Below are 20480 nucleotides of genomic sequence, written 5' to 3'. Positions count from 1 at the left end.
ATGGACATCACGACGACGAGGCGAGCGCTCGCGGCCGCGGCCTGCGCGCTGGCCCTGGGCGGGGTCCCCGCGCTGTCCGCGCAGGCGGTACCGGCGCCCGCTCAGGCTGCACCCGCGCGGTCCGCTGCGGTGACCGCGGCCGCGCCGGCCCTGCCGGTCTACTTCGTGGACCAGGACGGCACCACCTCGCGGGACGCGCGCGGCCGCGCGGTGCCGACGCTGCGTCTCTACCGGGAGTATGTCGCCGCGTCGGCCGGCCTGCGCACGGTCGCGGCCCGGGCGGAGGCCGCCGCGAACGCCGCGACGATCGAGGCCGGGCGTCGCGGCCACGTCAACGCCTGGGGCGAGCGGGTCGTCACCGACGTCCAGGTGCAGCGGGACCGCATCGTGGTCGCCCTCGACGGGCCGACGCGCGCCGTGGACGCCGAGACGGCGCGGGTCGCGGTGGCGCCGGTGGTGTGGACGGTGACAGCGACGGTCGGCAAGGACCTGCCGGCGACCTTCCGCTCGCGCGACGGCAAGGTCGTGGGCCCGGTGATGGCGGGCGGCATGCATCGTCGTGCCTCCGGCCTGGCCCAGCTCAAGGAGCTCGCAGCCGTGTGGGTGGACTCCCCCGGCGCCGGCCAGGTCGTGCCCGCGAGCAAGCCCGTCACCGTCAGCGGGAGCGCCTGCTCGCCCGAGGCGAACGTCGCCTGGCGGTTGACGCGCGGCACGAGCGAGCGCCCCGGCTTCACCACGGCGTCGATCGCGTGCCCGACCCGCGGGTCCTGGCGCGTCGGCCTCGGGAATCTGGCGAGGGGTACCTACCGCTTCGAGGCGTGGGCGCCGGGCTCCGGGGAGGGCCAGGCGCCCGTCGGCCGCGTGGTCCGCACCTTCACCGTCCGCTGAGGCGCACCGCCTGTGGCCGCTCAGCCGCCCGTCTCGGCTGCCGCGGGCCGCGTGCGACTGGTCATCACCGCTGCGACCGCAAGCCACAGCAAGGTTGCCAGGACGAGGCCAGTGCGCGGGTCGTCCTGCACCCCGAGGGCGTAGGCGACGGGCATCCCCAGCACCGTCCCGAGCGCCGCACCCGTGTACGACCAGGACATGACTCGCGCGTACTGCTGGCCGCGGAAGACGTGCTGCCGGGTCGTCTCGAGCGCCACGTTGCGCAGCCGTCCTAGGGTCACGTTCAGCAGGACGAAGGTCCCTGCCAGCAGGAGGGAGGGCCCGACCGCCCAGATCGCCAGGGCGAGCCCGGCGACGTTGGCGGCGGAGGCGAGCGCCGCGCACGGCAGCACCTTCGTGGGCCCGAGCCACCGGGTGGCGGGGCGTGCCGCGAGCGGTCCGATCACCCCGGCGATCCCGAAGGCGAGCAGCAGGACCGTCATGGCACGGCTCGGGTCGATGCCTGACGAGCGGGCTCCCCAGATGATGACCAGGTGCCCGCTGAGGCAGCCGGTGAAGGCCAGCACCACGGCGAGCAGCGGGCTCGACGGGCCGGAGCGCAGCAGGTCGTGGGCGAACTGCCGCCACGGCATGCGCTCCCCGGTGGAGGCGAACTCGGCGGGGTCCTCATCCACCACCGCCCGCATCGGGAAGGTGCGGCGTGCCCGCAGCCGGAAGGCCATGCCGCCGAGCGTGAGGGCGACGTTCCCCATCAGCAGGGCGGTCACGCTCACCCCTGCCAGGAGCGCCCCCAGCGGGGACGCGACCATGGCCACACCCCCCATCCAGGCGTGCAGGGAGGCGTTGAGGTCGAGGGCCTGGTCTGGGTCCTCCTGCGCGACCACCGCCCCGTAGAACTCGTCCGCGATGTCCACCACGGGCAGGGTCAGGGAGGACAGCACCAGGTAGCCGAGCAGCACGGGCACCGCCCACGCGGGTCGCACCGCGATCAGACCTGCCGCGATCAGGCTCCCGACGACTTCGACACCGTCCTCGGCCAGCAGGGCCAGGTCGGGTGGATACCGCTGGAGCAGGCGGGCGTAGAGAGGCAGAGCGAAGTCGATGACCTTGTCAACCGCGGTGAGCCAGACTACGGCGAGGACTGGGATCGTGGACATGGCGGCGAACCCGTCGACGCCGCCCTCCACAAGCCGGTTGCCGAGGACGGAGATCGCCAGCCCGGCCACCATGAGCTGGCGCGCTCGACGTAGCGGCTTACCGCGACGCGACACAATTGACGCTTCTTTTTCGCTGGGGTTCATGCAATCGAATCGTGGCCCAACACTTCCCACTGATACTCCTCTTCTGGGTCCAAATCGGGAAAAACAGCCGAGGCAATGACTCGCTCGCCCACTGCCGAAAGACGGTAAGGTGCTGGCGCATTGGAGCGCAGCCAAGTCACGAGCTCAACCCATTCAGGGCCAAAGAGAGCCTCCGGCATCCCGTCAAGGATTTTACCGAGGTACAACAAGCGAAAAGCACATCGTGCACGATGCTCCGGAGGAAGCAATGGCTCAGCGCCCAACTCCCGCGCCCGCGACCTTACCCGCACGATCCGCGACCTGGAGCAAGAGCTCGAAGAACTCACGCTCGAACACGCACCCGCACTCCTGGCCATCCCTGGCTGCGCCACCCTGACCGCCGCCAAGATCCTCGGTGAGACCGCCGGCATCGAGCGCTTCACCAGCAGCGACGCGTTCGCCAGTTACAACGGCACCGCGCCCCTGCCGGTCTGGTCATCGAACGTGCCCCGTCACAGACTGTCTCGAACCGGGAACCGGCAACTGAACACCGCGATCCACCGCATCGCCCTCACCCAGGCCCGCCACCACCAACCCGCCAAGGACCTCATCAAGCGCCGCGTCGAGAGCGGCAAATCCGGCCGCGAAGCCCTGCGCGTCCTCAAGCGCCACCTCTCCAGGACCATCTACCAAGCCCTACGAACCGACCAACGAGCTCAGCTCTACCTCGCCGCTTGACAGAGGAGCTAGCGACAATCCCCGTACACGTTGAACAACCGGCCCCGCAAGGTCCTCGGATGGAAGACACCCGCAGAAGCGCTCGGCGAGCACTCACGATCGCTGGATCAAGCCGGTGTTGCCACGACCGGTTGAACCCACCCAGTTTCGTGCCCGAACCTACGTGTCCGCGCTGACAGCGCACGGCCTGACCGGGTCGATGGGGCGGGTCGGGACGAGCGCGGACAACGCCGCCATGGAGTCGTTCTTCGCCCTGCTGCAGAAGAACGTCCTCAACCAGCAGCGGTGGGCTACCCGTGACCAGCTACGCCTGGCCATCGTCACCTGGATCGAGAAGACCTACCACCGCCGACGCCGGCAGCGAGCCCTCGGCAAGCTCACCCCCATCGAGTTTGAGACCATCAACCAGACCGCTCACGCGGCCTGAAACACCACACCACCACCATCAACCAGAACAACCGCAATCCCTGGTGCTCCCCAGCGGGCCCGAGCGCCCGGCACGACATACGCGCCGCCCGAGAACACCACCTGCCCCAGACCCTCGCGCCCGACTCACCGGCCAGGGTGTCCTCGTCCTCGCGGCCAAGGGATACACCGGTATCGGAGCCCGGAGTCACCCCCATCCGTGCCGTCCACCGCCACCCCACGACCGGCCTGTTCCAACACCGCACCCTCTCGGTCAACGAGAAAGCCGTCAACGCCCCCCAAGCCTGCCTCCGCGCCCGAGGCGAACACACCAACACCCAGCTGAAGACCTGGCGAGTCCTACGCCGCCACCACGGACTCCCACACCGCCCCACCACCATCACCACCGCCGTCTGCATGCCCATCACCACAGGTCAGAACTCCAGATGTAGAACGCTCCTGGGCTGCTGCCGCGTGTCGTGCTCGTCTCGTCCGCCTCTGGCGCTCACCAACGGGCGCGGGCGAGCAGGACGGCCAGCGCGGCCGGCCCTGCGGACGAGGAGCGGAGCACGTGCGGCCCGAGGCGCACCACGTGGGCGCCCGCCTCGGCGAGGGTGGCGAGCTCGTCCGGCGAGATGCCGCCCTCCGGGCCGACGACGACCAGCACCTCGCCCGCGGCCGGCAGCTCGACCTCGTTGACGGAGGTGGTGGCGTCCTCGTGGAGCACGAGCGCGCACGTCGCCGCCGCCACCCGGCTCGCGAGCTGCCGGCTGGTGACGTGCTCCCCCACCACCGGGGTGCGCGTGCGCCGGGACTGCTTGGTGGCGGCGGTGACGACCTGCTGCCACTTGCGGTGGGCCTTGGCGGCGCGGCCGCCGCGCCACTGCACGATCGAGCGGGCGGCGCCCCAGGGCACGACCTCGTCGACGCCGAGCTCGGTGGCGGCCTCGATGGCCTGGTCGTCGCGGTCGCCCTTGGCCAGGGCCTGGACGAGGACGAAGCGGGGGTCGGGCGCCTCGGTGCGGCATACGGACGTGACGGACACCGTCAGCTCGCCGGACCCGACCTGGTGCACCGTGCCCTGGACCTGCAGTCCGCTGCCGTCGGAGAGCAGCACCTCCTCCCCCGGCTGGAGCCGCAGGGAGCCCGCGGCGTGGCGCCCCTCGGCGCCGTCGACCACCACCGAGCCGCCCGCCGTGATCCCGTCGAGGGAGCCCGGCGCGAGCAGGAAGAGCGGCGCGGTCATGTCAGCGGAAGGCGTCGCGGAGCTTGCCGAGCAGCCCCTTGTCCATGGACGTGAGGTGGGCCTCGGGGGCCTCCTCGCCGCGCAGGCCGGCGAGCTCGCGCAGCAGCTCCTCCTGGCGGGCGTCCAGGCGGGTCGGGGTGAGGACGTTGAGGTGGACGACCAGGTCGCCGCGGCCGGTGCCGCGCAGGTGGGTGACGCCCAGGCCGTCTAGGGTCACCGTGTCGGCGGACTGGGTGCCCCGGCGCACCTCGACGTCCTGGGGGCCGTCGAAGGTGTCGAGCGCGATCGTGGTGCCCAGGGCGGCCGCGGTCATCGGGACGTCGAGGGTGCAGTGCAGGTCGTCGCCGTGGCGCTGGAAGGTCGGGTGCGGCGTCACCACGATCTCGACGTAGACGTCGCCGGGCTGGCCGCCGCCGGGACCGACCTCGCCCTCGCCGCGCAGCTGGATGCGGGTGCCGGTGTCGACGCCGCCAGGCACCTTGATGGTGACCGTGCGGCGGGTGCGCACGCGGCCCTCCCCGGAGCACTCGAAGCAGGGATGCGGCAGGACGGTGCCGAAGCCCTGGCAGACCCCGCACGGGCGGGTCGTCATGATCTGGCCGAGGAAGGAGCGCTGGACCTGCTGCACCTCGCCGCGTCCTTGGCAGGCCGAGCAGGTCTCGGGGGTGGTGCCGGGCTGGCAGCAGCCGCCGTGGCAGGTGGTGCACTCCACCGCCGTGTCGAGGGTGAGCTCCTCGGCGTCGCCGAAGACCGCGGTCCGCAGGTCGATGTCGGCGCGGACCAGGGCGTCCTGGCCGCGGCGGGTGCGGCTGCGGGGACCGCGTGAGCCGGGCCCTCCGGCGGCACCGGCACCGAAGAACTGGTCCATGATGTCGCTGAAGGTGAAGCCCGCGCCGTAGCCCGCCGAGCCGGCCTGCGCGTAGGGATCGGCCCCCATGTCGAAGGCGCGCTTCTTGTCCGGGTCGCCGAGCACGTCGTAGGCGCGGGAGACCCTCTTGAACTCCTCCTCGGCCTCCGGTCCGGGATTGACGTCCGGGTGCAGCTTGCGCGCGAGCCGGCGGTAGGCCTTCTTGATCTCCTCGGCGCTGGCGCCGCGGTCGACCCCGAGGTCGGCGTAGTAGTCGTTCACGAATGTCCTTGGCGTCGTAGGTGGTCGAGGGACAGGCAGAGCAGACGGTCAGGTATGCCGGGAAGGCTCACGGGCTCACCCGCCGAGCTGGCGGCTGACGTAGGCCGCGACGGCGCGCACCGCGGCCATCGTCGTGGGGTAGTCCATCCGGGTCGGCCCCACCACGCCGAGGCCGGCGACGTGGTCCGGGCCTGCGCCGTACCCGGTGGAGACCACCGAGGTGGACACCAGCCCGGCGTGGGAGAGCTCGTGGCCGATCCGGACGCTGACGACGTCGGCGTCGGAGGGTCGGACCGGGTCGGCGTGCATGGCGTCGAGCAGGCCCAGCAGCACGACGTGCTCCTCCAGGGCCTCCAGGACCGGGCCGAGCGCCAGCGGGAAGTCGCCGCCGGCGCGGGCCAGGTGGCTGGTGCCGGCGACCACCACGCGCTCCTCGCGCTCCTCGACGACCATCTCGGACAGGGCCCGGGTCACGGCCTCGACGGCGGGGCGGTCGGCAGGGGCGAAGCTGTCGGGCAGGGAGCTCAGCCCGGCCGCCACCTCCGCGAAGGGGCGGCCCGCGGCCAGGGTGTTGAGCGAGCCCCGCAGGGTGAAGACGAGTCCCTCGCCCTCCCCCTGGTCGAGGTCCCGGCCGGCGTCCACGACCCGCTGCTCGACCCGGCCGGTGGTGACGATGAGCACCACCATGAGGCGGGGGCCGCCGATGGGGACCAGCTCGATGTGGCGCACGCAGGAGCGGGTGAGTGAGGGGTACTGCATCACCGCGACCTGCTGGGTCAGCCCGGACAGCAGCCGGACGGTCCGGTCGACCACGTCGTCGAGGTCGACGGCGCCGGTGAGGAACTCGCGGATCGCGGCCCGCTCGGCCGGGGACAGGGGCTTGATCTCGGAGAGCTGGTCCACGAAGAGCCGGTAGCCGGCGTCGGTGGGGATGCGCCCGGCGCTGGTGTGCGGGGCCGCGATCAGCCCCTCCTCCTCCAGGGCCGCCATGTCGTTGCGCACCGTGGCGGCCGAGACACCCAGGGCGTGCCGCTCCAGCAGCGACCGGGAGCCCACCGGCTCGGAGGTCGCCACATAGTCCTGCACGATGGCGCGCAGCACCTGGAGCCGTCGCGTCTGGCTCATGCGTCGCACCTCCTGCCCTCGGCTGGCACTCTCCTGCTCCGAGTGCCAATTCTACGCCCGGTCGCGCGCCCCCACGAACTCCCGCCCCTGCGAGGGCTAGCCTGCAGCCCGGCACCCGCCCGGACGCACCGACCCGCAGGAGGATCTCGTGGCCGACCGCTACGGCACCGACCCGCTCGCCGGCGACTGGCGCACCCCGCCGCGCGGCCGTTCCCGGGAGGTGCCCGCCACCCTCGGCCTGGTGGTCGAGGACGTCCAGTCGGGGTGGTGCGGCGCGGTCGTGCGGGTGGAGAAGGCCGGGGGCGTCCACGTCGTGCACCTGGAGGACCGCGGCGGTCGGGTGCGCGGCTTCGAGATGGGCCCGGGATTCTGGGTCGACGGGGCCCCCGTGACGCTCGTGCCGGACCGCAGCCAGGCCCAGGCCCGGCTGCGCGAGGTGCGGCAGGCCGCCTCGCGCACCGCCTCCGGCTCCCGCGCCGTGCCGGGCCTGCCGGCCAAGGTCGCCGGCGGGTCGCGGATCTTCGTCGAGGGCCGGCACGACGCCGAGCTGGTCGAGCGGGTCTGGGGCGACGACCTGCGCGTCGAGGGCGTCGTGGTGGAGCTGCTGGACGGCGTCGACGACCTGCGGGCCGCGATCGAGGACTTCGCGCCGGACCGGGACCGCCGGATGGGCGTGCTCGTCGACCACCTCGTGCCCGGCACCAAGGAGGCCCGGATCGTCGAGGACGCCCGGCGCACACCGCGGTACGCGTCATACGTCAAGATCCTCGGCCACCCCTACGTCGACGTCTGGCAGTCGGTCAAGCCCGCCCGCCTCGGGCTGGAGCGGTGGCCGGTGATCCCCCGAGGCACCTCCTGGAAGCACGGCATCTGCGCCCACCTGGGCTGGCCGCACGAGTCGCAGGCCGACATCGCCCGAGCCTGGAAGCAGATCCTGGGCACCGTGCGGACCTACGCCGACCTGGAGCCGACGTTGCTGGCCGCCGTCGAGGAGCTGATCGACTTCGTGACCGTGCCGCTGGAGGACTAGCAGGTGGACCAGAGCGTCAACGCCGCGACCGAGGGGGACGCCGTCCGTGCCCCGGGGACTGCCGTCCGTGCCCCGGGGGCTGCCGCCGGGGGACTCGTCGCCGAGCTGGTGGCCGTGGTCGTCGCCGTTGCCGCCGAACGACCGGGTGTGCTCACGGTGGACGGCGGCGCCGAGGGCGGGACCATCGTGCCGGCCTTGCCCGCCGGCCCCCTGCAGGCGGGTGAGCGTTCCCTGCAGGCGGGCCTGCGCAGCTGGGTGACCTCCCGGACCGGGCGACGCCTGGGGTATGTCGAGCAGCTCTACACCTTCGCGGACGCCGATCGCGGGCTCGACGACACGATTCACCGGATCTCCATCTCCTACCTCGGCCTGACCACGAGGGGCGACGGGCCGGGCGGGCGGCGGGGCGCCGACGGGGCCACCGACGCCGGCACCTGGGCGGGGATCTACGACTACCTGCCGTGGGAGGACCAGCGCGCCGGCACCCGCCTGGTCGACGAGGTGGTGGCGCCGCAGCTGACGCACTGGGTGGGCGCGGCGCGCACCGAGACGACCCGGTCCGAGCGGCGGCAGCGGTGCGACGCGGCCTTCGGGCGGGGCGGGCGCGCCTGGCTGCCCGAGGGGACCCTGCAGCGCTACGAGCTGCTCTACGAGGTGGGGCTGCTGCCCGAGTCGGGGGCGGACTGGCGGCTGCCCGCGGACGACCTGGTGCCCGGCGCCCGGATGATCGGCGACCACCGGCGGATCCTCGCCACCGGGCTGGCCCGGCTCCGCGCCAAGATCCAGTACCGCCCGGTCGTCTTCGAGCTCATGGCACCGGAGTTCACGCTCGGCGAGCTGCAGGGGTGCGTGGAGGCCCTCGCCGGGCAGCACCTGCACAAGCAGAACTTCCGCCGGCTGGTGGAGCAGCAGGCCCTGGTCGAGGAGACCGGGTCGATGTCGTCCGGGACCGGCGGTCGCCCCGCCAAGACCTACCGCTTCCGTCGCAGCGTGCTTCTCGAGCGTCAGGCGGCGGGCACCAAGCTCCCGGCCCGTTCTCCCCGCTGACACCTACCTACCGCCGGTGGTCGGATCCGCCTGCTCGGCGCGCCCAGGCGGATCCGACCACCGGCGGTAGGTCTTGTGGTTGACAGGCCCTGCCCGGGGGTTATGCTCACGTTCAGCATCACGATATGCTCACGTTGAGCCTTAGGGGATCCGCATGACGCTCCAGCTGCCCGACACCGCTGCGCTCTACGAGCGGGTCAAGCACCACGTGCCGCCCGTCGAGTGGGCCGCGATGACCGACGACGTCGAGGCGATCTGGCGCCTCAAGGCCGAGCGGGACGCCGTGGTCCTCGCGCACAACTACATGACCCCGGAGATCTTCGGCGGGGTCGCCGACATCACCGGCGACTCCCTGGCCCTCGCCCGCGAGGCGCAGGACGTCCAGGCCCAGGTCGTCGTCCTCGCCGGCGTGCACTTCATGGCCGAGACCGCCAAGCTGCTCAACCCGGCACGCACGGTGCTCATCCCCGACCTGCGGGCGGGCTGCTCGCTGGCCGAGTCGATCACCGCCGCGGACGTGCGGGCCCTGCGCGCCGCGCACCCCGGCGTACCGGTCGTGACCTATGTCAACACCTCCGCGGCGGTCAAGGCCGAGTCCGACGTCTGCTGCACCTCCGGCAACGCCGTCGCGATCATCGAGTCCCTCGGCGTCGACCGGGTGATCATGATCCCGGACCGCCACCTCGCCGCCAACGTCGCCCGCCTCACCGGGGTCGAGGTGATCACCCACCCCGGCGCCTGCGAGGTGCACGAGCGGTTCACCCCCGAGGACATCCGCCAGATCCGCGCCGACCACCCCGGCGTCGTCGTCATGGCGCACCCGGAGTGCCCGACCGAGGTCGTGGACGAGGCGGACCTGGCCGGGTCCACGGCCGACATGAGCCGCTTCGTCGCCGAGCGGCGGCCCCGTCAGGTCGCGCTGATCACCGAGTGCTCGATGTCGGACAACGTCGCCGCCGACCACCCCGACGTGGGCTTCGTGCGGCCGTGCAACCTGTGCCCCCACATGAAGCGCAACACCCTCTCGGCGATCCGCCGCTCCTTGGAGACGATGACCCACGAGGTCACGGTCCCCGAGGACGTCGCGGACCGGGCGCGCGCCGCGGTCGAGCGCATGCTGGCGGTGCGCTGACATGCCGCCCGTCACGTATGACGGCAGCCCGGTCGTCGTCGGGGCCGGGCTGGCCGGGCTGCTCACCGCGGTCCGGCTCGCCCCCTCCCCCGTCACCGTGCTGTCCGCCGGGCCTCTCGGCGCCCAGACCTCCACCGCGTGGGCGCAGGGTGGTCTGGCCGCCGCGGTCGGCCCGGACGACGACCCGCAGCGGCACGCCCGGGACACCATCGCCGCGGGCGCCGGCCTGTGCGACCCGGACGTCGTGCGGGCGATCACGGGGGCCGGTCCCGCGGCCGTCGCCGAGCTGCTCGACCTGGGGGCCCGCCTGGACCACGACGACGCCGGCGCGCTCGTCCTCGGCCTGGAGGGCGCGCACTCCCGGCGCCGCATCGTGCACGCCCACGGCGACGGCACCGGCGCCGAGCTGCAGCGCACCGCGCTGGCCGCGGCCCGCGCGCTGCCGTCGGTGACCCTGCTCGCGGACACCCGCGCGGTGCGGCTGCTCACCGACGCCCGCGGCGTCTGCGGGGTGCTCGTCGACGGACCCGTCGGGCGACGCGTGATCGCCACCCGCCAGGTGGTCCTGGCGACCGGCGGGATCGGTGGCCTGTACGCCCACACCACCAACCCCCTCGGCTCCCGGGGGCAGGGCCTGGCGCTCGCCGCGCGCGCCGGCGCGATCCTGCGCGACGTCGAGCTGGTGCAGTTCCACCCCACCGCCCTCGACGTCGGGCTCGACCCGATGCCGTTGGTGTCCGAGGCCGTTCGCGGCGAGGGCGCGCTCCTCGTCGACGAGACCGGCGCCCACGTGATCGCGGACCCGCTCGCCGCGCGCGACGTGGTGTCGCGTGCCGCGTGGGCCGCTCTCGGGGCGGGGCACCAGGTGCTCCTCGACGCCCGCGCGACCCTGGGCGACCGCTTCGCGCAGCGCTTCCCCGCCATCGCCGAGCACTGCCGCGCCGCGGGCCTGGACCCCGCCCGCGACCTGCTGCCGGTCCGTCCGGCCGCGCACTACCACATGGGCGGGATCGCCGTGGATCTCGCCGGCCGCACCACCGTCCCTGGGCTGCACGCCGTCGGCGAGTGCGCGTCCACCGGCCTGCACGGCGCCAACCGGCTCGCCAGCAACTCCCTGCTCGAGGCCGTCGTCTGCTCCCGCTGGGTGGCCGCCGAGCTCACCCGCGCCGCGGCGGATCTCGCCCCGATGCCGGCGCTGGAGGACCTGGCGGCCCGGGCGTCCGCCCTGGCCGAGGTGCCGGCCGCACCCGACCCGGCCACCCTCGCGCTCGTCCGGCATACCGTCGAGGGGTGCGCCGGGGTCCTGCGCGACGCGACCGGGCTGAGGTCGGCGCTGGACCTGCTGGCCCCGCTCGCCGCCCACGACGACGCGGCCCTGGTCGGGGCCCTCCTGTGCTCAGGGGCCCTGCGGCGGCGGGAGTCCCGCGGCGGCCACACCCGCACCGACGCGCCCGTCACGGTCGCCCCGCGCCACACCCGGCTGACCCAGGACCACGTCCTGGCGGCCGTCACCACCGAGAGGATCGCCTCATGAGGACCCTGCCCGACGTCATGCTCGAGCCGCTCGTCCGGGCCGCGCTGCTCGAGGACCTGGGCCGCGCCGGCGACCTGACGACCGACGCGATCATCCCCGCCGACGCCACGGCCACCGTGCGCCTCGTCGCCCGCGACCCCGGCGTCGTCGCCGGCACCGACCTGGCCCGCCTTGCCTGGACCCTGCTCGACCCGCGCGTCCAGGTCCGCATCGACCGCCCGGACGGCTCCCGGGTCACCCCCGGCGAGGTGATCGGCGAGGCCACCGGCCCCGCCCGCGCCCTGCTGACCGGAGAGCGCGTCGGTCTCAACCTCCTCGGCCACCTGTCCGGCATCGCCACCGCGACCGCGCGCCTGGCCGACGCCATCGCCCACACGTCCGCGAGCGTCTGCTGCACCCGCAAGACCACCCCCGTGCTGCGCGCGGTCGAGAAGGCCGCGGTGCGGGCAGGTGGCGGCAGCAACCACCGCTTCGGGCTGGACGACGCGGTCCTGATCAAGGACAACCACGTCGCCGTCGCCGGATCGGTGACCGCGGCCGTGCGGCTGGCCCGCGCCGAGGTCGGCCACCTGGTCAAGATCGAGTGCGAGGTGGACACCCTCGACCAGCTTCACGAGCTGCTGGCCGTCGGCGCCGACGCGGTGCTGCTCGACAACATGACGCCCGCGCAGCTGCGCGAGGCCGTCGCCCTCGTCGACGGACGGATGGTCACCGAGGCGTCCGGGCGCGTCGACGAGACCACGATCGTGCCGATCGCCGAGGCCGGGGTGGACCTGGTCTCGGTCGGTCGGCTCACCCACAGCGCGGCGGTCCTGGACATCGGGCTGGACCACGTCGGCTGAGGTGCCGACACGTCGAGCGGGGCCCGGCCGGGTGGCCGGGCCCCGCGCGGGTGCCCCCGCCGATGGCCGGCGCGTCCGCTCAGGTCACTTCAGGAAGCGGATGGTCATCGGGTAGCGGTAGTCCTCGCCGCCGGCGACCTTGATCGCCGCCAGCACGTGGAACGCCAGCGCGACCAACGGGATCACCGGGACCACCCAGATCAGCACGAAGCCGACGAGCACCAGCATCAGCAGCAGGCTCACCAGGGTCGCGGCGAGCGTGGCCAGCCACACGGTGATCTGGAAGTTCAGCGCGTCGTAGCAGTGCTTCTTGACCCGCGGGCTGCGGCCGCCGCCCGCGAGGAGCACGATCAGCGGGCCCATCCAGGTCATCCCGCCGAGCAGGACGGCAGCGACCGGGCTCCAGTGCGCCGCAGCCGTCAGCTGCTGCTCGACCTTGGGGCTCATGGACGATGGGGCGTATGCCGACGCGGGCTGACCGTACGCCGGGGCGCCGTATGCCGGCGCAGGCCGGCCGTACGCCGGGGCACCGGGGGCCGGGTCGTGGATGGGGGTCTCGTCGCGGTGATCGCTCATGTCGTGCTCCTGGTCGTGAGTGGGTTCGCTGCTCTGACGCCATCGTCCCCGGTGCGGATCCCCCGGCGATCCCGGAGGCGCCCCTGACCCGGCCCTGATCCGACCCTGAGCGAGCACCTGGTCCGGTCCGCAGCTGGACCCTCATCGAACGAGGCGCCCGTGCGCCGGGGCCGGTCAGACGGCGAGCAGGCGCCGCACCACGGTGTCGGCGAGCAACCGGCCGCGACGGGTCAGCACCAGGGTCCGGTCGCGCACCGCCGCGGTGCCGTCGACCAGCCCGTCGGCCACCAGCCCCGCGACGGCGTGCTGCCCGTCGTCGTCCAGCTCGTCGACCGGCAGACCGGCCGCGACCCGGATCCCCAGCAGAACGCTCTCGTCATACCGCTGCTCGGCGGTCAGGATCTCGCGGGCCGCGGCGGGCGACCGGCCCGCCGCGAGCCGGGCGGCGTAGGCGCTGGGGTGCTTGACGTTCCACCAGCGCACGCCGCCGACGTGGCTGTGCGCCCCGGGGCCCGCCCCCCACCAGTCGCCGTCGTCCCAGTAGCCGAGGTTGTGCCGGCACTGCTTGTCCTCCGAGCGGGCCCAGTTGGACACCTCGTACCACCCGTACCCGGCGGCCGTGAGCAGCTGGTCGGCGAGCTCGTACTTCTCCGCCTCGTCGTCGTCGCTCGGCGTCGCCAGCTCGCCGCGACGCACCTGGGCCGCCATCTTCGTCCCGTCCTCCACGACCAGCGCGTAGGCCGAGACATGGTCGGGCCCGAGCTCGATCGCCGACTCCAGCGAGGTCCGCCAGTCGGCCAGGGACTCGCCGGGCGTGCCGTAGATCAGGTCGAGGGACACGTCCAGTCCGTGCTGCCGAGCGCCGCGGACGGCGCGCTCGACGTTGCGCGGGTCGTGGGTGCGGTCCAGGGTGGCGAGCACGTGCGGGACCGCCGACTGCATGCCCAGGCTGACCCGGGTGAACCCGCGCGCCGCGATCCAGTCGAGGTAGTGCTCGTCGACGGTGTCCGGGTTGGCCTCGGTGGTGATCTCGACCTCGCCGGCGTAGCCGAAGCGCTCCCCGATGCCCTCGACGATCCGGGCGAGGTCCTCGGCGGGGAGCATCGTGGGCGTCCCGCCGCCGAGGAACACCGTCTCCACCGCGGGGGCGTCGCTGCCGAGCACCCGTCGGGCCAGGTCGAGCTCGGCGAGCACGGTGTCGGCGTACGACGCCACGCTGCTGCCCGGGGCCCCCAGCTCGGGCAGGGTGTAGGTGTTGAAGTCGCAGTAGCCGCAGCGGGTCCGGCAGAAGGGGACGTGCACGTAGACGCCGAAGGGCCCGAGACCGAGCCGGTCGAGCGCCTCGCTCGGCAGGGAGCCGTCGGCGGGGGCGGGCAGTCCGTCAGGCAGTGCGCTCGGCATGGGGCTCATTGTGTATGACGGGCGCGCCCACCCGGTCACGCGGCCGGGCGCCCGGGCGCGCCTCCCCCGAGGCCCCCGGGACCGCGGCACCGGGGTCGCCCGGCGCCGCGGCAGCACAGCCGCACCCGGCGGGTTCGACGGGGACCCCTGGATACCCGCGGGTAGCAACCCTCTAGGGTCGGGCTGGCCCACCAGGCCACCCCGTCGACGGGACGGTCACCCTCCGTCCCGCCATCACCGAGAGGACACGACGACGTGACCAGCACCAAGGAGCCCCCCGCCCCCGCGCCGAGCCGCTGGCGGCCTGCCAGCGTGCGGACCGGACCCTCGGCCGAGGACGTCGGCCTGATGGGCCAGCCCCGAGGTCTGCCCTGGATGCTCCAGGTGGAGATGTGGGAGCGGTTCAGCTGGTTCGGGATGCGGGCGATCCTGCTCTACTTCATCACCGACACCTTCGCCCACGGCGGGCTGGGCCTGGACAAGAACACCGGCCAGGTCGTCCTGGCGACCTACCAGGCCGCCGTGTGCTTCCTCACCATCCCCGGCGGCATCTTCGCCGACCGGATCGCCGGCCCCTGGCGGTCGACGCTCTACGGCGGGATGGTGATCATGGCCGGCCACGTGCTGCTGGCGGTCCCCACCGTCGCCACGTCGTGGACCGGCCTGTTCCTGATCGCCTTCGGCACGGGCTTCATCAAGCCCAACCTGTCCACGATCGTGGGCGGGCTCTACGACGAGCACGACCCGCGCCGGGAGGCCGGGTTCCAGCTGTTCTACATGTCGATCAACTTCGGGTCGCTGTTCTCCCCGCTGGTGACCGGCTTCCTCAAGGACCGCTACGGCTACCACGTCGGCTTCATCGCCGCCGCGATCGGGATGGCCTTCGGGCTGGCGGCCTTCGCGTACGGCCGCGGCCGGCTGTCCCAGTTCGCCTACGACGTGCCCAACCCGCTCGGCCCCGGCGAGGGCCGTCGGCTGCTCCTGGGCGCTGCGGGATTCGTCGTGCTGGTGGTGCTGCTGACTCTGGGCTACCAGCCGATCTTCGGCGGTCTCGCCGAGGCCATCGCGTATGTCGTCTTCACGGTCGCCACCCTGGCGTCCATCGGCTACTTCGTGATGATGTTCCGCAGCCGCCAGGTCACCGCCCACGAGCGCGAGCACCTGTGGGCCTTCCTGCCGCTGTGGCTGGGCAACGTGCTGTTCACGATCATCTTCGAGCAGGCCTCGGGCAAGATGGCGACCTTCGCCAAGGACAACACCGACGGCTCGCTCGGCATCGGCTCCTGGGCCCTCAGCCCGGAGGCCTACCAGTCGATCAACCCCGCCGCCGTGCTGATCATGGCGCCGGCGCTGGGGTGGTTCTTCATGCGCCGCGCCGGCCGCTTCCCGAGCACGGCGATGAAGTTCGCGATGGCGGTCGCCATCATCGGCTTCTCCGCCCTGATGATGGGGTACGGCTTCCAGCAGTGGCCCGGCGGGCAGCGGCTGTCACCGTTCTGGTACCTCGGTCTCGTGTTCCTCGTGCAGACCGTGGCCGAGCTGTTCATGAACCCCGTCGGCCTGGCGGCCACCACCTCGCTCGCGCCCCGGCAGTTCGCCTCGCAGGCGATGACCCTGTGGCTGCTGGCGGCCGCGACGGGCCAGGGCTGCGCCGCCGTGATCATCGACCAGACCCGCGAGCTGGGCGATGCCACCTACTACTACGGCCTCGGTGCCGTGACCATGGTGATGGCGGTCCTGCTCGCCCTGATCGCGCCGTGGACCCAGTCCAAGATGTCCGACGTGGGCCGGGGGGCCACCACCCACTGACCGCCCCTGTCCCGCAATCAGCCCACCCGCCCCGTAGGGTCGACAGCTTGGGCAGATGATTCGCCCTAAGTTGCGTCTACAGAAGAAGATTCATCATGATCTCTCGTACCATCCGCGGAGCCGCACTGGCTCTGGCCCTCGTAGCAACTCCGGCGACAGCGTTTGCCATCGGCATCTCCAGCGGCGATGGATCCGGAGAGCAGCATGTGACTCAGCGGTTCAACAACGGAGCCAAGGTCAGCGGCACCATCAAGTCGGCCAAGGGCTCCAAGGTCTACTACCGGGGGCTGGTGGACTGGGGGAAGTGGCAGTGCAGCAACACCGATATCGGTCGGTACACCCCCATGGTGACCTCCAAGAAGGCCGTCACCACCGGAGGGACCATCAGCGGTGGGTTCCCTGGCCCGATCTGCGGGGGCAACGTGAAGCCCAAGGCCTCGATCTGCCGCGACATCAACCTCCTTCCCGATGCCTGTTCGGCCTGGTCGGCGCGGTTCTGATCTGTCATGACGCATGATCCCGCGGTCCGTCTGGACCATCTCGTGGTCCGTCTCGGGCGCCGTACCGTGCTCGAGGACGTCTCGTGCGAGCTGGACCGCGGGATCACCGCCTTCGTCGGGCCGAACGGCGCCGGGAAGTCCACGCTGCTGCGCACCATGGCGGGGGCCCTGCCACCGTGCGACGGCGAGGTCGCCGGCCTGGGAGAGCATCCGTATGCCGACGAGGCATCTCGTCGACGGTTCTGCGCCAGGGTGGGGTGGATGCCCCAGTCCGCGGGTGTGCCCCCGCGCTTCACCGTCAGACGGCTGGTGGAGCACTCGGCGTGGATCAAGGCCATGGATCGGGCTGCTGTGCCCTCGGCCGTGGCCCGAGCCATGGAGGTCGCTCAGGTCACCCACCTGGCAGAACGGCCGCTGGCGCGCATGTCTGGCGGGGAGCGCCAACGATCCGTGCTGGCGGCGTGCCTGGTCAACGACCCAGGGCTGCTCGTCCTGGACGAGCCGACGGTCGGCCTGGACCCAGGCCAGCGAGAGACCTTCCAGCAGGCCGTGCGGGTCATCGGCCGGTCCGCGACCGTGGTCCTGTCCACGCACATCCTCGAGGACGTGTTCGGCGTGGCGGACCGGGTCGTCGGGATGCGCGCGGGACGGATCGACCTGGACCGCCCCATGAGCGAGGACCCGTCCCTGCGTGCAGACGTCATGGCGTTGTTCCGCGAGGTGCCCGCATGACCCTGGCAGGGATCCCCGCGTCCCGACCAAGGGTCTTCCTCGCGGGCATGTTCCTGCTGGTCCTTGCCCTTGATGCCGTCACCGCCATCACGTCGGCAGCCGACTGGTGGGGCTGGTTCCCCACCGCGATCCACACGATCCAGAACTTCAACCAGCCCGCCGACATCGCGGTCGCCGTCGCGGCGGCCGTCCTGGCCGGCACGACCCGGCGATACGGCCTGGGCCCGTGGGGCGCCACTGCAGCCCGCGGACGCGCTCCCCAGCTCGGCGCCGTCGTCGCCGCGGCCGTCTTGCCCGCGCTGGTAGCGCACTGCCTGATGGGGACGGTGGTGCTGTGCCTGGCCATCCACCGCGGTGGATGGGCGGGTGCTGGATGGTGGGCGATCCTGGCGGTAGCCACCGGACCGGCCTTGAGCGCCCTGTGGGCCGTCATCGGGTGCGCGCTCGGGCTCCATGTCCCCCGGGCCATCGCCACCGCACTCGCGGCGATCGCACCTTTCGCCCTCTGCGCGGTGCTGGACATCTACCTCACCGACAGCCCCGCCGGAGTCCTGACCTATGCCAGCTCGGGAACGTTCAGCGACGTCCGACCCACCCATACCACCCTGGGGGCGCGACTCGTGGCCACCACCGCCGTCATGGCCTGGGCCTGGACCGTCCTGGCCCGTCGCAGAGCCCGCACCCGGTCGGCATGCGCAACCGCGGCCAGCCTCGCGCTGGCAGTCGCCTTCGTGGCCGGCTACTCCTTCACCGACATCCCCGGCGCCGGTGACCAGCAGTGTTCCGGCACCGCGCCCCGCATCTGCCTACCCGTCCGCGTCGCGGCCGCACGCACCTCCTACACCGCGATGATCACCCCCGCGTGGAACGAGCTGCCTGGGCCGCTGCGCCGAGCAACCATCAACGCCGACGGCGAGCCACAGCCGAACGCCATCAACACCAGCATCACCGACGGCGTCAACGCCGCCAGCCTGCTCCCCGAACGACTGGCCTCCATCGCAGCCCTCGGCCAGGCCGCATGGCCTGAACCGACAGGGTGCACACCGACCCCCGCCGATGCTCACGCTCCTCTCGTCTTCCAGATCTGGTGGCAACAGCGCTTCGCCATACCCACCGACGGATCAGGCCCGATGGGCACCAACCTGCAAGCCGCTCCGGACTACCCCCAGGCCTCGAAAGAAGCCCAGCACTTGAACCAGATGACCACCCGGCAACGAGACACGTGGGTCAGCCAGCGCATCGGGCACGCCCACCAGACCGCCCCCGGCAAGCCGTGCCCACCCATCACGACCATCAAGCCCTGATGCGCCACGCCCTCGCCGACCAGAGGCACGCCCTCCGGCTCGCAGCAGACGGATGGCGCCTCACCCGCAGACACCTGGCAGCCCTGGCCGCAGGCTGGGCAGCAGTAGCCGTGGCGACCCGTCTCGGCGTGCCGCCCATCGACCCCTCGAGGTACGTCGTCCCCCGACCGATGGAAAGCCTCGCCACCGTCACCCTGGTCATCCCCGTGGCCATCACCACGGCGATGCTCCCCGCCCGGGTGCCCTGGCTGACCGCCGTCCCCGGCCGGGACCTACGCGCATACCGAGCAGCCCTGCTCGTGGGGATCCTCGCGGCCCAGCTCCCCGCGGTCGCTCTCGTCGCACACGCAGGAGAGCTACCCATCACGCAGGTCGCCGCCGCCTGGCTGTTCCTGACATCCCTCGGGGTCCTGACCACCACCGTCCACGCACGGCTGGCCGGCCTCGTGCCGGCCCTGACCATCCTCACGTTCAGCCAGGCCTCCGAGTTGCCCCCGTTCGCCTGGAACATCTTCTACAACCTCGACCGCCAACCCACGCTGCTCGCCCTCGACGCTCTACTCCTGCCCCTCGCGGCAGCCGCCTACATCCACCGCGGAGCGCACAGGACCAGCTGAAGAACCACACCGTGAGGGAGCAAGAAGGGGCCTACCGACCCAGTTCTGCACCATGTGTCGTGCCGATCATCGGCAGCGACCGCACGAGCGTCTGCCGCATCGACCGGTAGGGACCAGGACCGCCGCACGATCACCGGCACAGACTGCCTCAGCTCCACGCCTGTCCCGGGGCCCGGCGGCTACGGTGGCCCCGTGCCCTCCCCCGGTCGTGGACGCCTCCACCTGCTCGGGCCGTTGCTCGGGGCGGTCGCCCTCGTCGGCGAGCACCTCGACCTGGCCGGGCCGCTGCCGATCCTGCAGCCCGTGCTGCCGCTGGTCGCGCTCGTCGGGGTGGCCTGGACCGTGCTCGCCCTGCTGCACCGTCGGTGGGTCTCGGCGCTCGTCTGCCTCGCGCTCGCCGCCGCTCTCGTCCAGCCGCTGCTGCCGCACGCACGGCAGCGCCCTGAGCAGCCCGGGGACCTGCGCGTCCTGGCGCTCAACACCGAGCTGGGATCTGCCGACGCGACCGAGGTGGTCGCGGCCGTCCGACGGACCGGCCCCGACGCGCTCGTGCTCACCGAGGCCACCCCCGCCCTGTGGCAGCGGCTGCACGACGCCGGGCTCGCCGCCCTGCTCCCCCACGCGTCCGGCCAGGTCGAGCCCGGCAGCCGGGGCACCCTGGTCGCGACCCGGGCACCGCACGACTGCGTCGAGGGGGTCGTCGTCTGCAGTCAGGTCACCCGCTCACCGGGTCACGGCGCGGGCCCGGCCGAGTCACCGGCCGTGCGGCTGGCGGGCGGCGTCGTGCTCAAGGGCGTGCACCCCTTCGCCCCGCTGCCGGGGACCACCGGGCGGTGGCGCTCCGAGCTCGGCGCGCTCGTGGGCTGGGCCGACCGGCATACCGGACCATGGGTGATGGCGGGCGACCTCAACGCCGGGCGGGTGCACCCGGTCTTCCGACGGCTGACGCGCGGCACCACCGTCCTGCCGGACGACCACCACCTGTGGCTGCGCACCTGGCCGCACGAGGGGTGGCCCTACCCGCCCTTCGTGGCGCTGGACCACGTGATCGCGCGGGGCTACGAGCCGGTGGCGTCGGGCACGGTCGCGGTCTCGGGCACCGACCACCTCGGCGTCTGGGCGGTCCTGCGTCCCGCCGGTTGACG

The 20480-nt window shown here is 72.8% G+C and carries 19 protein-coding genes and 1 pseudogene; 14 read left to right on the top strand and 6 right to left on the bottom strand.

Annotated elements, in window-relative coordinates:
* A complete protein-coding gene (locus ACK2IS_RS07030; protein WP_409485427.1) occupies window positions 1-888 on the top strand; it encodes a Gmad2 immunoglobulin-like domain-containing protein in 888 nt (295 codons plus the stop codon).
* 20 nt (window positions 889-908) lie between these two features.
* On the opposite strand, the gene ACK2IS_RS07025 is transcribed toward ACK2IS_RS07030, so the two are convergent.
* A complete protein-coding gene (locus ACK2IS_RS07025; protein WP_409485426.1) occupies window positions 909-2159 on the bottom strand; it encodes an MFS transporter in 1251 nt (416 codons plus the stop codon).
* A 150-nt stretch (window positions 2160-2309) separates the two neighbouring features.
* Between ACK2IS_RS07025 and ACK2IS_RS07020 the strand changes: the two genes are divergently transcribed.
* Together ACK2IS_RS07020 and ACK2IS_RS07015 are read left to right on the top strand one after the other, a co-directional pair.
* The gene (locus ACK2IS_RS07020; protein WP_409485425.1) at window positions 2310-2906 is read left to right on the top strand and encodes a transposase; all 597 of its coding nucleotides are present in this window, start codon (window positions 2310-2312) and stop codon (window positions 2904-2906) included.
* Window positions 2907-3045: 139 nt separating this feature from the next.
* Window positions 3046-3333 (top strand): annotated as a pseudogene (locus ACK2IS_RS07015) (integrase core domain-containing protein); the annotation flags it as partial.
* A gap of 483 nt (window positions 3334-3816) precedes the next feature.
* On the opposite strand, the gene ACK2IS_RS07010 reads toward ACK2IS_RS07015, so the two are convergent.
* From ACK2IS_RS07010 to hrcA, 3 genes are all read right to left on the bottom strand, one after another.
* On the bottom strand, window positions 3817-4557 hold the full coding sequence (locus ACK2IS_RS07010; protein ID WP_409485424.1) for a 16S rRNA (uracil(1498)-N(3))-methyltransferase: 741 nt from the start codon (window positions 4555-4557) through the stop codon (window positions 3817-3819).
* A gap of 1 nt (window position 4558) precedes the next feature.
* Window positions 4559-5686: a molecular chaperone DnaJ gene (gene dnaJ, locus ACK2IS_RS07005; RefSeq protein ID WP_409485423.1), complete on the bottom strand. Its 1128-nt coding sequence runs from the start codon at window positions 5684-5686 to the stop codon at window positions 4559-4561.
* Window positions 5687-5761: 75 nt separating this feature from the next.
* A complete protein-coding gene (gene hrcA, locus ACK2IS_RS07000; RefSeq protein ID WP_409485422.1) occupies window positions 5762-6811 on the bottom strand; it encodes a heat-inducible transcriptional repressor HrcA in 1050 nt (349 codons plus the stop codon).
* Window positions 6812-6959: 148 nt separating this feature from the next.
* On the opposite strand from hrcA, the gene ACK2IS_RS06995 reads away from it, so the two are divergent.
* The 5 genes from ACK2IS_RS06995 to nadC all read left to right on the top strand — a co-directional run bounded on the left by ACK2IS_RS06995 (window position 6960) and on the right by nadC (window position 12396).
* Window positions 6960-7841: a DUF3097 domain-containing protein gene (locus ACK2IS_RS06995; RefSeq protein WP_409485421.1), complete on the top strand. Its 882-nt coding sequence runs from the start codon at window positions 6960-6962 to the stop codon at window positions 7839-7841.
* A 3-nt stretch (window positions 7842-7844) separates the two neighbouring features.
* Window positions 7845-8888, top strand: a complete 1044-nt coding sequence (locus ACK2IS_RS06990) for an NUDIX hydrolase (protein WP_409485420.1) — start codon at window positions 7845-7847, stop codon at window positions 8886-8888.
* Window positions 8889-9042: 154 nt separating this feature from the next.
* Window positions 9043-10020 carry a quinolinate synthase NadA gene (gene nadA, locus ACK2IS_RS06985; RefSeq protein WP_409485419.1) on the top strand — a complete coding sequence of 326 codons (978 nt, stop codon included), beginning with the start codon at window positions 9043-9045 and terminating at the stop codon, window positions 10018-10020.
* A 1-nt stretch (window position 10021) separates the two neighbouring features.
* Window positions 10022-11554, top strand: a complete 1533-nt coding sequence (locus ACK2IS_RS06980) for an L-aspartate oxidase (RefSeq protein ID WP_409485418.1) — start codon at window positions 10022-10024, stop codon at window positions 11552-11554.
* Window positions 11551-12396 (top strand): carboxylating nicotinate-nucleotide diphosphorylase, encoded by an 846-nt coding sequence (gene nadC, locus ACK2IS_RS06975; RefSeq protein ID WP_409485417.1) that lies wholly within the window; start codon window positions 11551-11553, stop codon window positions 12394-12396. The genes ACK2IS_RS06980 and nadC overlap by 4 nt, the downstream gene beginning before the upstream one ends.
* An 84-nt stretch (window positions 12397-12480) precedes the next feature.
* On the opposite strand, the gene ACK2IS_RS06970 is transcribed toward nadC, so the two are convergent.
* Both ACK2IS_RS06970 and hemW read right to left on the bottom strand, forming a co-directional pair.
* Entirely contained in the window at window positions 12481-12972 is a 492-nt protein-coding gene (locus ACK2IS_RS06970; RefSeq protein ID WP_409485416.1) for a DUF4870 domain-containing protein, read from the bottom strand.
* A gap of 174 nt (window positions 12973-13146) precedes the next feature.
* A complete protein-coding gene (gene hemW / locus ACK2IS_RS06965) occupies window positions 13147-14373 on the bottom strand; it encodes a radical SAM family heme chaperone HemW (RefSeq protein ID WP_409485415.1) in 1227 nt (408 codons plus the stop codon).
* Window positions 14374-14628: 255 nt separating this feature from the next.
* Here hemW and ACK2IS_RS06960 point away from each other — a divergent pair, with 255 nt between their 5' ends.
* From ACK2IS_RS06960 to ACK2IS_RS06935, 6 genes are all read left to right on the top strand, one after another.
* Window positions 14629-16182 carry a peptide MFS transporter gene (locus ACK2IS_RS06960; protein ID WP_409485414.1) on the top strand — a complete coding sequence of 518 codons (1554 nt, stop codon included), beginning with the start codon at window positions 14629-14631 and terminating at the stop codon, window positions 16180-16182.
* Between the two features lie 95 nt (window positions 16183-16277).
* Window positions 16278-16682 (top strand): hypothetical protein, encoded by a 405-nt coding sequence (locus ACK2IS_RS06955; protein WP_409485413.1) that lies wholly within the window; start codon window positions 16278-16280, stop codon window positions 16680-16682.
* Window positions 16683-16688: 6 nt separating this feature from the next.
* Window positions 16689-17414 (top strand): ABC transporter ATP-binding protein, encoded by a 726-nt coding sequence (locus ACK2IS_RS06950; RefSeq protein ID WP_409485412.1) that lies wholly within the window; start codon window positions 16689-16691, stop codon window positions 17412-17414.
* On the top strand, window positions 17411-18718 hold the full coding sequence (locus ACK2IS_RS06945) for a hypothetical protein (RefSeq protein ID WP_409485411.1): 1308 nt from the start codon (window positions 17411-17413) through the stop codon (window positions 18716-18718). The genes ACK2IS_RS06950 and ACK2IS_RS06945 overlap by 4 nt, the downstream gene beginning before the upstream one ends.
* 110 nt (window positions 18719-18828) lie before the next feature.
* On the top strand, window positions 18829-19335 hold the full coding sequence (locus ACK2IS_RS06940) for a hypothetical protein (protein ID WP_409485410.1): 507 nt from the start codon (window positions 18829-18831) through the stop codon (window positions 19333-19335).
* 192 nt (window positions 19336-19527) lie between these two features.
* On the top strand, window positions 19528-20478 hold the full coding sequence (locus tag ACK2IS_RS06935; RefSeq protein WP_409485409.1) for an endonuclease/exonuclease/phosphatase family protein: 951 nt from the start codon (window positions 19528-19530) through the stop codon (window positions 20476-20478).
* Window positions 20479-20480 lie beyond the last annotated feature (2 nt).

Origin of the sequence: Arsenicicoccus dermatophilus (genome assembly GCF_046267915.1) — a bacterium.
In the GTDB taxonomy this organism is placed as follows: Bacteria; Actinomycetota; Actinomycetes; order Actinomycetales; family Dermatophilaceae; genus Arsenicicoccus; species Arsenicicoccus dermatophilus_A.
This window is presented reverse-complemented; position numbering and strand designations above follow the sequence as displayed.

Bases quoted from the DNA above. Each gene is read 5' to 3' on its own strand.
- hemW (WP_409485415.1), bottom strand. From the start codon at position 14,373: ATGCCGAGCGCACTGCCTGACGGACTGCCCGCCCCCGCCGACGGCTCC.
- ACK2IS_RS06970 (WP_409485416.1), bottom strand. From the start codon at position 12,972: ATGAGCGATCACCGCGACGAGACCCCCATCCACGACCCGGCCCCCGGT.
- ACK2IS_RS06955 (WP_409485413.1), top strand. From the start codon at position 16,278: ATGATCTCTCGTACCATCCGCGGAGCCGCACTGGCTCTGGCCCTCGTA.
- ACK2IS_RS06980 (WP_409485418.1), top strand. From the start codon at position 10,022: ATGCCGCCCGTCACGTATGACGGCAGCCCGGTCGTCGTCGGGGCCGGG.
- nadA (WP_409485419.1), top strand. From the start codon at position 9,043: ATGACGCTCCAGCTGCCCGACACCGCTGCGCTCTACGAGCGGGTCAAG.
- hrcA (WP_409485422.1), bottom strand. From the start codon at position 6,811: ATGAGCCAGACGCGACGGCTCCAGGTGCTGCGCGCCATCGTGCAGGAC.
- ACK2IS_RS06950 (WP_409485412.1), top strand. From the start codon at position 16,689: ATGACGCATGATCCCGCGGTCCGTCTGGACCATCTCGTGGTCCGTCTC.
- ACK2IS_RS07010 (WP_409485424.1), bottom strand. From the start codon at position 4,557: ATGACCGCGCCGCTCTTCCTGCTCGCGCCGGGCTCCCTCGACGGGATC.
- ACK2IS_RS06945 (WP_409485411.1), top strand. From the start codon at position 17,411: ATGACCCTGGCAGGGATCCCCGCGTCCCGACCAAGGGTCTTCCTCGCG.
- nadC (WP_409485417.1), top strand. From the start codon at position 11,551: ATGAGGACCCTGCCCGACGTCATGCTCGAGCCGCTCGTCCGGGCCGCG.
- ACK2IS_RS07030 (WP_409485427.1), top strand. From the start codon at position 1: ATGGACATCACGACGACGAGGCGAGCGCTCGCGGCCGCGGCCTGCGCG.